A 13,655-nucleotide genomic window follows, 5' to 3' on the forward strand; every position below is an offset into this window, starting at 1 on the left:
CGGCGGAGACGCATCGACAGCGGGTCGTCCGGCACCTCGATCGCGCGGTGAGGTACTGCCTGGACACGCAGGAGCCGCCCGGCTCCTGGCAGATCGAGCCCGACCCGCGGATGTTCGACACTGCGCTGGTGGCCTGCGCGCTGTCACACACCGGGGGGGCGGCTGCTGCGGCGGCCGTGGAGAGCGCGCGTACCTGGCTCGAGCGCCGCGCCCCGCAGGACCACGATCCGGTGGCGAGGCTCCTCGACGAGATCCCCTGGCTCCTCCTGCGAGGGAGCGCCGGGCCCATCGATCTGCGGGGCCCCACGCTGTACGGCGACCTCTATCGGCGCAAGACGATCCTGCTCTACGCGCTCGCCCGCAGCCGCGGGGCGCGCGTGCTCTCGCCGTACACGCCGCCGCAGATCAAGGAGCTCGTCGCGCGCTTCTACGAGCGGGCCGACACGCTGCGGATGAAGCGGTGGAGCCACGTGGATCTCCTGTCCACGTATTCGCTCCTCGAAGCGCTGGACGGCGACGGCAGCAGGGCCGCCGAGGTCGCCGAGCGCCTGGTGACGATGCAGAGCGCCGACGGCGGCTTCTGCCACAACCCCGTCAGCTCCGCGGTCGCGCTCCTCGCGTTGGCCAGCGCGCTCCCCGGCTCGTCGGCCCACGAGCGGTGCCTCGCGCACCTGCTCGGCGCGCAGCGAGCCGACGGGACCTTTCGCTTCTGCACGAGCGACGTCTGGGACACGTCGCTGACCCTGCGCGCGTATGGCGATCACCCCCTCTTCGCCCGCGACGCCGCGCCCCGGGCCTTCGGCTTCCTCTTGAAGGCGCAGAACCCGGACGGCGGGTGGGGCTACCGCAGCGACCTGGAGTCGGACAACGACACGACGCCCTGCGCCCTCCTCGCGCTCCGCGACCGTGAGGACGACGCGTCGGCCGACGCCGCGGAGAAGGGCGTCTCCTATCTCCTCGGGTGCCAGCTCGAAGGCGGGCTGTGGACCACCTGGCAATCGGCGGAGGACCTCCCCGTCGAGGACTGCGTGGCCCACGTCGTCGCGGCGCTGGCCGCATTCCGCGGCCCCGCGCACCGCTCGATCCGGCCCGCCCGGCGCTGGCTCGCGCAGCGCTACGAGACACAGGGCCGCTGGACCGCGGGGTGGTATCGCAACTTGCCTTATGCGGTGCTGGAGGTGAGCAAGGGGCTCGGCGACGGGCACCCCGTCATGTACAGCGCGGTCCAATCGCTCCGCGCGCTCCAGAACGCCGACGGCGGCTTCCCGCTCGGCCCGGGCGAGGACAGCACGCCGAGCGCGACCGGGCTCGCGGTCGCGGCGCTCGCGGAGCGCTACGACGTGCAGGAGCCGTTCCTGCGCCGGGCGCTCGATTACCTGATGGACACCCAGCAGCCGAACGGGACCTGGCCCGGCAAGCCGGAGCTCTATGGCCCCCGGCCGCTCGTCTATCACCTGCCGACGAACACGCACGCCTTCGCCGGCATGGGACTCATGGCTGCATGGCGGCGGCTCGCCGCGGCTCGCCCCGAGGCCGAGCTGCGCCTCCGGGCCTCGGCCTCGTGCGGAGGAGGTACCCCGCGATGAGATTCGACGCTGCCATCTTCGACTACGACGGTGTGCTGGTGGAGCTGGATCGCAGCAGGGCCGCTTCGCTGTTCCACGGGCGCTCGCCGCTGCCGGTTCGGGAGCTCCACCGGCGGTGGGAGGCCTTCTGCGCCGACCACCTCGGAGAGCGACTGGTCGCACACGAGATGTGGCGCGCCTTCTGGGAGGGCCTCGGCGTCGAGCTGCAAATCCCCGCGGCCGCGCTCGCGGAGATCTGCGCATACGATTATCTGACGCTCTTCCGCCGCTGCCCCGACGCGCTCGACGCCTTCCGTGAAGCGCGGCGCCTCGGCCTCCGGATCGGCGTCCTCTCGAACTCCGCCCTGCCCAGGCTCGAATCTCCCTCCGCCCCGCTCCGCGTGACGGAGCTGGCCGACATCGTGCGGGTGCCCGCCCGCGGGAGCGCCGTCAAACCGGAGCAGGCGGCGTATCTCGACGTCGCGCGCCTCCTGGGCACCTCGCCCGACCGCTGCCTGTTCTTCGACGACGAGCCGAGCTTCGTCGCGGCGGCCCGCGCGGCCGGCATGCGAGGGTTCCTCGTGCGCCGCAGCGCCGGCGCCCCGCCGGACGATCCGGCCGTCGTGAGCGACCTATCGGACCTCCGGGCCCTCGCCCGAGGATAGACCTCGACCCTCGATTCATGACCGGCCTTCGACAATGAGCTCGACGTTCAATCTCCTCTCCCCCGATTACCAGGCCGATCCCTTCCCCTTCTACGCCCGAATGCGCGAGGAGGGGATCTCGCGGATCGAGCCGGGAGGCCGCTACGCGGTGAGCCGATACGCCGACGTCCTCGCCGTCCTCCGGAACACCGAAGTGTTCTCGTCCGGCGGGTTCGCTAGCGCGTGGGAGCCCGACTGGCTCAGGCCCAACCCCTGCGCCTACTCCCTGCATTCCATGGATCCGCCGGAGCACACCAAGATGCGCAATCTGGTGAGCGCCGCGTTCCTGCCGCGTACGATCGAGCGCACCGCCCCCCTCGTGCAGGGCGTGGCGGAGGCCGCGGCGCGGCGGTTTCTGGAGCGCGGCGAGGCGGAGATCGTGAACGACATCGGTCTGCCCGTGACCGCCGGGACGATCGGGCACTACCTCCGCCTCGATCCCGCGCTGCACCCGAAGCTCCGGGGGTGGTCGGAGGCGATGATGAGCATCCGGCCCGTGCCCCGGAGCCACGAGCACGCGAGCCACGTGCGCGCCGCCGTCGACGAGATGGCCGCGTACCTGAGGACCCTGATCGAGGCCCGGCGGCGCGCCCCGCAGGACGACATGGTGAGCCTGCTCGTGCAGGCCGAGGTCGACGGACAGCGGCTGACCGACGCGGAGATCGTCCCCTTCCTGGCCGTGCTGATCGTCGGCGCGATGGACACCACGACGGGACTCATGACAAACGCGATGCTCCACCTGACCGAGCGGGCCGACCTCCTCGACCGGCTGCGCGCAGATCCGTCGCTCGTGCCGCGCTTCCTGGACGAGGTGCTCCGCTTCTCGCCGCCGGCGCACTCGATGGCGCGCTCCGTCAAGCGCGACACGGAGATCGCCGGGCAGAAGGTGCCCGCGGGCGCCGTCGTGATGGCGATGCTCGCGGCCGCGAACCGCGACGAGCGCCAGTTCTCGAACCCCGACGTGTTCGACATCGATCGGAGCGACCGCGGATCCGTGGCCTTCGGGCACGGCATCCACAGCTGCATCGGCATGGCGCTGGCGAAGATGGAGGTACGAATCACCCTCGGCGAGCTCCTGCCGCGCTTCCGGCACTTCGATCGCGTGGGACCGCCCGCCCCGTGGAACCACACCTACCTCGTGCGCACGATGACCAGCCTGCGCCTCCGCGGGGCGCCGGCGTGACCCCCCACTCTTTCTCCGGTATGAATCCCCGACGAACGAGCGGGCTGCATGCTACACCTGCACGGCGACGTCGACACTGTATTGTTTCCAGCAGTGACGACGTGTTCCATAAATAGCTAAAGTCTCCGAGAGATCCATCAGCACCCGGACCGACGGGATCCTCTCCGCGACCTCGCCCCGTGCGCGCGCCTGGGGACAGCCCGATTGTAAATCGCGGAGGACTCTGGGATCATTGCGCCGCAATGAAGATAGCGACGGCAGTGTCCTTCGTGGGTCGGTGGCTGGTGCTCGTGGCGGCGGGCCTCGTGGTCGCGTGTGTCGACGGCGGCGGGGCGACGAGCGCGACCACGACCGCGCCCAGCAGCACCGGCGCGCCCGCATCGTCCAGCGGGACGGGCGGGGAGCCGACCACCCAGCCCCCCTCGACGTCGACCGACACCGACACGACCGGCGAGCCCACAACCGCCGCGCCGACGACCGGTACGCCGGCGCACTGCGGCGACGGCGAGCTCGCCGACGACGAGGAGTGCGACGACGGCAACGCCGACGAAACCGACGAATGCACCGGCGCCTGCACAATCGCCGTATGCGGCGACGGGATCGTGCGGGCCGGCGCCGAGGAGTGCGACGACGGCAACATGATCGCTACCGACGCGTGCACGACATCGTGCAAGCTGGCGGTCTGCGGCGACGAGATCGTGCAAGAGGGCGTCGAAACGTGCGACGACGGCAACCCGGTCGACGCCGACGCGTGCACCAACGCGTGCAGCGCCGCCGCCTGCGGCGACGGGCTCGTCGGACCGGGCGAGATGTGCGACGACGGCAACACGGTCGACGACGACGGTTGCACCAACCAGTGCGCGCCGGCCTCGTGCGGCGACGGGGTCGCGCAGGCGGGGGTCGAGGAGTGCGACGACGGCAACGCCGACGACACGGACGCCTGCCTCGCCACATGCAAGGCGGCCGCGTGCGGCGACACGAAGGTCCAGGCCGGGGTCGAGGAGTGCGACGACGGCAACCTGGTCGACGACGACCAGTGCAGCAACGCCTGCGAGGCCGCCAAGTGCGGCGACGGCATCGTCCAGGCGCCCGAGCTGTGCGACGACGGCAACATGATCGACGACGACCAATGCGACAACGCATGCACTCCGCCGGACACGCAGAAACTCGTCTTCGTGACCAGCACCGTGTACACGGGCAACCTCGGCGGCCTCGCCGGCGCCGACGCGAAGTGCCAGGAGCGAGCGACCGCCGCCGGGCTCCCGGGCACGTACATGGCCTGGCTCAGCGACAACACCGGCACCCCGGCGACGCGGATGACCAAGGCCAACGTGCCCTACGTGCAGGTCAACGGCGTCAAGATCGCCGACAACTGGGCCGACTTGACCGACGGCGTCTTGGGATACCCGATCTTGTACACCGAGCTCGGCGGTATGTCGCCGATCGCCATGTTCTGCAACCGCGGCCAGCGGCCGGTGTGGACCAATACGACGATCGCTGGGCTGCAGATCAACCCGGAACGCTCGTGCGAAAACTGGACGGGCGGCGGCGGCGAGGCGTTCTTCGGCTCGGCCGCCCACTTCGATCAGCGCTGGACGATGTGGTGCTCGGGTCAGGGCGTGTGCGGGTTCAAGGCGCCGATCTACTGCTTCCAGCAGTGAGAGAGGGTGCTCGCTGCGCAGCCCGGGGATACTCGGCGCCGCGGACTCATCAACCTCGTGAACCACGGCTGCCCGCGCGCGCCGTCGAGGTCCTTGTCGCTCGTGACCTGGTCGCTCCCGAGGTCCACGACGCCGGCGACCGCGGGGTCTCCGAATCGCGCGGCTCGAAGCGCTGGAACGATGAGGACTTCGATCGGCGCATGCGGCCTCTCGGACCCGTCAATCGATGAGCTCGGGGTTGACCGCGGAGCCCCAATTGTTGGTCTCGTCGGTCTCGGCCACCTGGTTGCCCGGGTCGATGATGACGCCGCTGTAGTACCACCCTGGCGCGAGCTGCGGGACCGTGCACTGGAACTCGAACTCGGTGATCGTCTTCGCCGGCACCGGCCCGACGCTGACCGTGCACGCCTTGGCGTCGGCCAGAGTGATCGAATCGTCGAGCGAATAGTGAATGTTGGCGTCGAACTTGGCCGGCGACGCGTCGGTGCCGTTGTTGCGGATCTGCAGGTGGTACGTCAGCGTGTCGCCCGGGCTCGGGGGGAGAGCGCCGTCGTCCCAGTGGAGCTCGTACTCGAGGTCGACGTCGGGCGCCTCGACCTGGAGCTGAGCAGGCGCGGCTCCGGCGTTGTTGGTCTCGTCGGTCTCGGTGATGAGGGCCCCCGGGTCGGCGACCGCGCCCAGCCAGTACGCGCCGCTGACGACCGCCGGGATCGTGCACTGCGACGAGACGATCACCTGCTCCCCGCCCGGCAGCTCGGCGTCTGCGGCCTTGGAGCACACGAACTTGTCCGCGATCGTGACGTTCGCGTCGGTCGACAGGTAGAACGAGACGCCGAACGCCGGCGACGGATCGGCCCCGGCGTTGCTCACCGTGGCCGAGAGCGTGACGAGCTGGCCAGTGTCGACGGTCACGTCGTCGCTCGCGACTGCGCCCATCACGAGGTCGAGGTCGGGCGCCGCGATCGTGACCACCATCGGGTCGGAGGCGACGTTGTTTCCCTCCTCGATCTCGTCGAACACGTTCGACGGGTCGACGATCGCGCCGAAGTAATAGTCGCCGACCAGCGACGGCACCGCGCAGTCGAGCTGCAGCGCCTCCTCGGAGTTGCCGGCGAGGCCGTCGACGTCGTTGTGGGCGCAGATCAGCGTGTCGGCGGGCGTGATCACGGAGTCGGTCGAATAGTACAGACCGACGCTGTACGCCTGCACGTCGGCGGCGGCGAGGTTCTTGACCTGGAGGTCGAAGCTGGTCTCGGCCCCCTGGAGCACCTGGTGCGCCGCCGCGAGCGCGCTCCCGAGGCTCAGGTCGACGGTTCCGGGCTCCGGGTTGCCGATGATGACGAGCTTGTCGGGGTCGAACAGGTCGTTGTTGGTCTCGTCCGACTCCGTGATCTTCTCGGCGACGTCGACCGCCATGCGGACGTGGTACTCGCCGTCGAAGACATCCGCGGGGATCTGGATGTTGACGCTGTACGGCTTGGCCTCGCCCGGACCGATGTCGAGCAGATAGGTATTGTCCCAGACGAAGACGTCGTCGTCGTCGCCGAACAGCTCGTTCTTCGAGAGGAGAACGCGCAGCACGACGTCGTACGCGACCCCCTCCGTGCCGCTGTTGACGATCTCGAACTTCATGACCGTCGGCGCTCCGGGCTGGAGCGTGTGGTCGGCGAGGTAGAAGTACCCGAGCAGGAGGTCCACGAACTTCTCCGGGGCCGGGTACACGCAGATACCGATCTGCGGTACGCACTGGGCCCCGGGCGGGCACGCCTCGCCGCCCGAACAGTCGAGCACGCACGCCTTCTCGCCGCCCTCGAGCAGCGGCAAGCAACGCGAGGGGGCTCTGGAGTCGCCCGGGCCGGCGTAGCAGTCGCAGTCGTCGACGCAGGCGAGCGAGCAAATCCCGAGGCTCGGGTCGTTCAGGTCGTCGACGAGGCAGCCCAGAGAATCGTCGTCGCACATCTCCCCGTTGAGACAGTCCTTGTAGCTGCCCTCGGGCCGATCGCGGCACTCCTCGGGCTCGCCGGTCGACGGATCCGGCGGCGGCTCTCCGCTCGAGCTGTCGGAGTCGTCCACGCCCGTCGAGGTCGAGCTCGACGTCGCCGTCGTCGTCGGGTCGACGTCGCCGCTCGTCCCGGTCGTCGTCGTCGTCGTCGTCGGAGAGGTCGAGGTCGACGTCGTGGTGGTCGTCGTCGTGTCGTCGTCGCCGGCGGTAAGGGTGTCCAGAATCGGCTGCGAGCCGTCGTCCGGACAGGCGGTGAGACAAAAACTGGCGACGATACAAATAGGAGTGATTGGAGATTTCACGGCGCGTGAGGGTGCCGGATCGGCCCCCGACCGTCAACGCAGCGCAGTTCTGTAGATCGTTCCGACGACGCCGGGCAGGAGCCTCGTCGATGTCGAGAGAACGATCGTCCTCCTCGCAAGGTGGAGGGATGGCGACGAGCGCGTCGGCGGAAGTATCAGCGTGGCCCGCTGCCGGACCCGGCCCCGAGGCCGGCCGAGTTCATGCTCGCGGCACGCCATGCGCAGCAGCGCCTCCTCGACCGCCAGGCTCGGGTGCAAGAGCCACCCGGGTCGCTCGACCTCCGCCCTGCCGCGTGGTCTCCTCGGCCTGCATGCACCGCTGGCGCGATTTCTTCTGCCCCGATGAGGCCCGCGCGCCCGAGCTCGTGCGCCGCCTCGGCGCTCGCCTGCTCGGCGACGACGGCGAACCGCCCGCCAGCACCGGCGAGGTCGCCGAACTGACCTCACCCCGCGATCCTTCTCGCCCCGGCCACATCATCAGCCCCGCGCCGCTCGTGCACCCGCGCCTGCGGGCCCACATTGCCACGCGCCTCGGCATCACCCGCGAGCAGGTCGCCGCCGTCGCGCGCTACGACACCTGCATCCTCGGCGGCGAGGTCGTCGAGGCCGGGCGCCTGCGCGAGGTCGACTTCGACGACATCGCCGACAACGGCGGCGGCGCGGCCCTGCGCCGCCTGCTGCGCGAGCGCACCGGCGTCGACGACCTCCTCCTCGATCACGTCCCGGTGCTCCCCGCCGACGAGCGTCCGCCCGCGCTGTCCGACGCCGGCGAGCTTGTTCCTGGCGCCGTCGACCGCGCCTACGAGCGATTCATCGCTGCCGCCGCCGTCCACCGCCGCTACCTCGAATTGAACGCCCCCTGCGTGATGCGCATGGCGCAGTGGGAGCGCGTCCAGGACGCCTTCGATTCGCTGTGCGCCGCGATCGCCGGCGAGCCCGATCCGCGCGCGCGGCCGTTCGCGCTCGACGACGACTGGCTCGACCGCCGCGCCGCCGACCTCGCCCATTCACGCAGCGAGCCCGATCGCGTCGACCTCTATCGCTCGCACCTGCAGGCATCCCTGCAGCCGGCACCACCGCGGCCGCCGCTGCCGCTCCACGGGCATCACGTCGATCCGCTGACCCCGCTCGCCTGCCGCTTCGTCGGCGACGACGGCCTGCTCCTCGTCTTGCCGCACGCAGTCCTCCTCGTCGACGCCGCCACCGGCGACCTGCGATTCGCAGTCCCCGCCGTCACCAGCGACGTCCTCGCAATCACCGGCGACCACGCAGTCTTCGTCGCGCGCGGCGACCTGCTCGCCCAGGTCCACCTCCTCGACCTCCGCCGCGGCGTCTACCTCGACGCGTGGGGCTCCGTCACTCCGCCGCTCTTCCCGATGGGTCCGTACAAGCTCGACGAATGGTGCCTGTACGACTACGGCCGCCGGCTCGCGCGCCCGCTGCCGGACCCCGGCAACACCAAGCAAGGCGCCGTCCTCGGCCCCTGCCTGCGACACGCGTGGATCGACGGCACCCGGCAGATCTTCCGCCTCACGGACTTCCTCCCGCAGCTCGATCTCGCCGACCTGCCGCCCGTCGACCCGCCGCCCGTACACGCCCTGTGGCGCCGCGGCGAGCAGCCCCCCGACATCGATCCACACGACCCCTCCGTCTTCCCGTTCGTCGACGCAATGGTGGCAGTCGACGAGCCCGTCGAGGACGACGCCCACGAATACGAAGACGAGGAGGACGACGCCATCGACCCGCGCGTCGCCTTCACCCTCGCCCCCGACGGCTTCCGCGTGTTCTGGGGCGGCGCCCTGTACGTGCGGCGCGCCCCGGTGCTTCGCCTCGGGCGCCCGTTCGCCAGCGTCGCCCTCGACCGCGCCGGCGAGCGCCTCCTCGTCGCCTATCCCGGCGAGCTCGCCCTCCACCCGCTCGCGCCCGACGGCACCCCCGGCCCCGAGCGGCGCCTCTCGCTCGCCCGCCACGCCGATGTCGTCACCCTCGCGGCCCTGCGCGGCCGCGTCCCCGGCCTCGACCGCGCCGTCGAGATGCAGCTCCTGAGCCGCTTCGGCACCGTCGACGCCATCTGCCGCGCGACCCTCGAGGACCTCGCCCGCGAGGACGGCTTCCCGCCGATGCTCGAGGAGCTGTACCGACCGCTGCCGCCGGGGCTGGTGCGATCGATCCAGTCGGCCCTGCGCGAATCATCGCAGCGGCGCGAATGATTCGTCGAGGATCGGGCCGCGTCGCTCCCTCGCGCCCGCCTCGCATGAATCATCGCAGCCGCGCGGGTGACTCGCCGGGGAAAATCCCCCTCGGACGAAGGCGTACCCGCGGGCGGGAAACCACGCCGGCGCACCGGCGCGCTCCGGCCTCTCCCGCCGAGCGATATCCCTGCGCGGGATACCATGGCCACCGCCGACGAGGTCGCCCGCGCGTCCGGCCACGCGGCCTGTCCGCTCGCGCACGACCGCTCACGCGCGAGCGACGGGCAAACAGCCCGTCTCCGCGTCCGCTTGCTCCGCCACGCCGCCGCGGGGTAGGCATGGATCGCTGGCGTCGCCCCGCGCGAAATTGCCGGGCGCCGCGCGGTCACTACCCTTGCAGGTGCCTCATGGACGCTCGACGAACCGCTGATAAAACTCTCGCCCTACTGCTCCTATTTCCCGCTTGCGTGCAGACGCAGAGCGGCCTGTCGCAGCAGCACAACGCCGACGTGGTCTTCACGGGAGTCACGACCCAGCCCAACCAGGTCATCGACCTGTTCCTCCGCGATCGTCGGGGCGCCACCGTGGGCACCCCGCCGGCGGAGACGACCCTGCCGGTCACCGCCGCCAGCTCCGGCACCGAGACCAGCCCCGGGAGCGGCCTCTACTCCTTCACTGCCACGATTCCCGCGGCCCAGCTGCCGGCTTCCTCGTGGATCTCCCAAGCCAACGACGGCCGCGCCCAGGGCGGCCTCCGGCGCGGCGTCGGTCGCGTCGAGATCGTCGCGCGGGCCCACGGCAACGCCACCAACTTCAAGACCTACTCCGCGGCCGCGCTCGACTGCGCCGGCGTGGCCGCCAATCAGAGCGAGATCGTCAATTGCGCCGACGGCGACTCCTTCCTCGTCTACGACGACGACGGCGTCGGCCTCACCGGCGCCGCGGCCACGGCCGCGGACTTCGTGCTGCAGCCCGGAGCGCCCTACGCGATCACGCCCGACGTCGACATGGAGGTCGGCACCTATTCAGTCCCCGGACTCACGCCCCCCGTCAACGCAGTCGTCTGTCGGCCCCACGCCGGCGCGCCCGCGACGGGTCGGCGCACCGTCGTCCTGAACCACGGCGGCTTCCTGCTCGACTGGGGCGCCCTCGATGCCTGCGTCAATTGGGCCCGCGCCGGCTGGATCGCCGCCCTCACCGCCTATCGCTACGAGCCGATCGTCCCCGACGGCTCGCCCGTCTACACATATCCGGCCGCAGTGGCGCGGCCCGGCACCTCGGACCCCGCCGAGCTCTGCCTCGGCGAGGTCACCGACACCTTGCGCTGGCTCGACATCGTCCGCGACCGCGCCGACACCGACGACGATCAGATCCTCATGTGGGGCTATTCGCACGGCGCGTGCGTCACCCTCCGCGCCCTCGAGCAGGGCGCCGAGGTCAAGGCCGCGGTCGCCGTCTCGAGCCCCACCGAGTTCTCGCGCTGGGAGCAATACTCCGCCAACGTCGGCGATCCCACCGGCATCCACATCGCCCTCGGAGGCACTCCCGCCGCGATCCCCGACGCCTACCACGCCCGCTCGCCCGCGCGAATGGCCGTCGACCTGCAGCGCCGCGGCGACGTCAAGCTGCTGCAGATCGCCGTCGAGAAAGACACCATCGTCCCCGTCTCGCAGGGCTGCATGCTCGCCGACGCCATCGGCGCCGAGAATCACCTGATGCTCCCCGGCGGCGACTACTCCGCGAGCACGACCGCCCCCAACGGCGTCACCTTCGCCGGCTGCCAGCTCAGCTACATCACCTGGACCGGCGGGACCCCCGGGTGGAACAAGCGCGCTTACTACCTGCTCTACGAAAACATCACCCCCTGGGACGGCCACCTCTATTTCGGCTACACCACCCCTCCCGCCCCCGGCCAATCGTGGGACCTCCCGCTCAACAAGGGCATCCGCGACTTCCTCCTCGCCTCGTTCCCCTGACGATTCACGGGTCGCCCCGCGTATCGATTCGGCCCACGCACGGGAGCCCTCGAGAGCCGGCGTCGCGGGGGCTCTCGGTCTTCGGGCAGCGCTGAACGCAGAGAGCTGGGCGCTCCGCCCCAGTGAAGCAACTGCACCCCCCAGGATCGCCCGCGCCGTTCGCGCGATTGCGACGGCCACCGCGCCTGGGTATCGTCCGCGCCGCGATGCGCAAACTGACCGAGTTGCCGAGCGAGGCGGACGCCGGGCATCTGGTGGATCGATTGCTGGTCGCCGGGATCGACAGCGAGATCCGCACGCGCGCGCCCTGGGAGGTATGGGTCCTCGACGACGACGACCTGCCCAGGGCGGCGCAGCTCATCGCCGACTTCAAGCCCGGCGAGCGCGCGCCCGACGTCGTGCGCGCAGCCGCGGAGCTCCGCAAGGAGCGGGAGCGCCGACAATCGCGGGCCGGCCGGCGGATGGTCGTCGTCGCGGACCGCTGGCGCGGCGGGTCGGTCGACACGCTCGGGCCCGTCACCTTGTTCCTCGTCGTCGGCTCCGTGCTCGTCGCGCTGTACAGCGACTTCGGCGATCCGGCGACGATGACGATCCAGAACCTGAGCATCGAGCCGTGGGACTCGTACGAATTCCTGGGCAAGGTGCAGGACGGCGAGGTGTGGCGGCTCGTCACGCCGATGTTCATTCACTTCGGCCCGCTGCACCTGCTGTTCAATTGCATGTGGGCGTGGCAGCTCGGGCGGCAGATCGAGCACAACCACGGCCCGCTGACGATGATCGGGCTGGTGCTGCTCAGCGAGATCCCCGGCGGCCTCGGCCAGTACCTCGTCACCGGGCCGAACTTCGGCGGGATGTCGGGCGTCGTCTACGGCCTGTTCGGGTTCGTGTGGATGCAAGCGCGCTACGCCCCGGCCCGCGGCTACCAAATCGACGACCGCACCACGGCGATGATCATGGTGTGGTTCGTGGCCTGCGCGACCGGCCTGCTGGGACCGATCGCCAACATCGGCCACGCCGGCGGCCTGGTCGCGGGCCTGCTCGCCGGCCTCCCGGCCTACGTCGGTCACCTGCGCGACCGCATCGAGGAGCCGGAATTCGCGGCCGGCAATTGGGCCAGCATCAACGTCCGCGGCGGTCGTCGGCTCGCCCGCCAGTTCTTCACGCCCTACGTCCCGCTGTGGTTCTTGCTGCTCGCAGTCGTCGTGATCGCGCTCGATTTGTGAGCGGCGCGTCGCGCCTCACGGACAGATCTGGTTCATCGCCGGGCAATAGTCGGCCACCACCTCGCCGGCGATGTCCCAGCCGTCGGCCTTGAAGGCGATCGTGAACGAGACGTGGGAGTCGGGCATGACCGGTGTCGCCTCGGGGTCGCACCAGAGGACGTCGTCCTCGGAAAAACCACCGTCGTACTCGAGGATCGTGATCTCGCCGGTGATGTTCGCGAACTCGTTGTCGAAGCGCACCTCCACCTCGGCGGGGCCGGTGCCGATGAAGTCGTTCGGCCACATGTCCATGTACATGCTGACCGAGATCTTCATGTAGTCGGGGCCTTCCATCTCGAACGATGGCGTCCCCACGCTGGACGCCTCGGGATACAGGTACAGGAACAGCGCCCCGCCGCATTCGCCGCCCGAGACGCTGTAGGCGGCCCAGGGCAGGGTCCTCGCGCCGACCGGCGTCTGGGCCTGCACGGTCGACGTCGGCTCGGCCGGAGCGACGCAGCACGGCCCCGGCTCGCCGGTCGTGCTGCCCTCCGTGTCCGTCGATTCCCCGCTCGAGGTGTCGCCGGTCGTCGAGGTCACCGGCATCGGGCCCGTGGTCGACGACTCCACCCCCGTGCTGTCGATCGTCGTGGACCCATCGGTGGTCGGCGCGCCTGTGGTCGGCACGGCCGTCGTCGACGCCGTGCTCGTCGACGACGAGGTCGTCGTGTCCGTCGACGCAGTGGTCGTGCTCGTCGGATCGGGGTCCGTCGCGGTCGAATCGTCCTGCGGCGCCCCTGGCCCGCAGGCCGCCAACATCAGCCAACAAAGTGCGTATCGCTGCATTTTTTGTAATATAGCATTCGCG

Annotated in this window: 9 protein-coding genes; 7 read left to right on the forward strand and 2 right to left on the reverse strand. The window is 70.5% G+C overall.

The window, feature by feature from the left end; all coding sequences use genetic code 11:
* Positions 1-47 precede the first annotated feature (47 nt).
* The 4 genes from O0S08_RS36640 (at position 48) to O0S08_RS36655 (ending at position 5,113) form a co-directional block, all read left to right on the forward strand.
* Positions 48-1,586, forward strand: coding sequence for a prenyltransferase/squalene oxidase repeat-containing protein (locus O0S08_RS36640; RefSeq protein WP_269034105.1), 1,539 nt, complete (start codon positions 48-50; stop codon positions 1,584-1,586).
* Positions 1,583-2,230 (forward strand): HAD family hydrolase, encoded by a 648-nt coding sequence (locus O0S08_RS36645; RefSeq protein WP_269034106.1) that lies wholly within the window; start codon positions 1,583-1,585, stop codon positions 2,228-2,230. The genes O0S08_RS36640 and O0S08_RS36645 overlap by 4 nt, the downstream gene beginning before the upstream one ends.
* 34 nt (positions 2,231-2,264) lie before the next feature.
* Positions 2,265-3,452 carry a cytochrome P450 gene (locus tag O0S08_RS36650; protein WP_269034107.1) on the forward strand — a complete coding sequence of 396 codons (1,188 nt, stop codon included), beginning with the start codon at positions 2,265-2,267 and terminating at the stop codon, positions 3,450-3,452.
* Positions 3,453-3,694: 242 nt separating this feature from the next.
* The gene (locus O0S08_RS36655; RefSeq protein ID WP_269034108.1) at positions 3,695-5,113 is read left to right on the forward strand and encodes a DUF4215 domain-containing protein; all 1,419 of its coding nucleotides are present in this window, start codon (positions 3,695-3,697) and stop codon (positions 5,111-5,113) included.
* 219 nt (positions 5,114-5,332) lie between these two features.
* Here O0S08_RS36655 and O0S08_RS36660 read toward each other — a convergent pair whose 3' ends face one another.
* Complete coding sequence (locus O0S08_RS36660) at positions 5,333-7,417, reverse strand: CARDB domain-containing protein (RefSeq protein ID WP_269034109.1); 2,085 nt, start codon at positions 7,415-7,417, stop codon at positions 5,333-5,335.
* A gap of 311 nt (positions 7,418-7,728) precedes the next feature.
* On the opposite strand from O0S08_RS36660, the gene O0S08_RS36665 reads away from it, so the two are divergent.
* From O0S08_RS36665 to O0S08_RS36675, 3 genes are all read left to right on the forward strand, one after another.
* Complete coding sequence (locus O0S08_RS36665) at positions 7,729-9,627, forward strand: hypothetical protein (protein WP_269034110.1); 1,899 nt, start codon at positions 7,729-7,731, stop codon at positions 9,625-9,627.
* Positions 9,628-10,076: 449 nt separating this feature from the next.
* Positions 10,077-11,585, forward strand: coding sequence for an alpha/beta hydrolase family protein (locus O0S08_RS36670; protein ID WP_269034111.1), 1,509 nt, complete (start codon positions 10,077-10,079; stop codon positions 11,583-11,585).
* A 206-nt stretch (positions 11,586-11,791) separates the two neighbouring features.
* Positions 11,792-12,808 carry a rhomboid family intramembrane serine protease gene (locus O0S08_RS36675; protein ID WP_269034112.1) on the forward strand — a complete coding sequence of 339 codons (1,017 nt, stop codon included), beginning with the start codon at positions 11,792-11,794 and terminating at the stop codon, positions 12,806-12,808.
* Between the two features lie 15 nt (positions 12,809-12,823).
* Here the strand turns inward: O0S08_RS36675 and O0S08_RS36680 are convergent, their stop codons facing one another.
* Positions 12,824-13,633 carry a hypothetical protein gene (locus tag O0S08_RS36680; RefSeq protein ID WP_269034113.1) on the reverse strand — a complete coding sequence of 270 codons (810 nt, stop codon included), beginning with the start codon at positions 13,631-13,633 and terminating at the stop codon, positions 12,824-12,826.
* Between the last annotated feature and the right edge of the window lie 22 nt (positions 13,634-13,655).

Origin of the sequence: Nannocystis punicea (assembly GCF_026965555.1) — a bacterium.
In the GTDB taxonomy this organism is placed as follows: domain Bacteria; phylum Myxococcota_A; class Polyangia; order Nannocystales; family Nannocystaceae; genus Nannocystis; species Nannocystis punicea.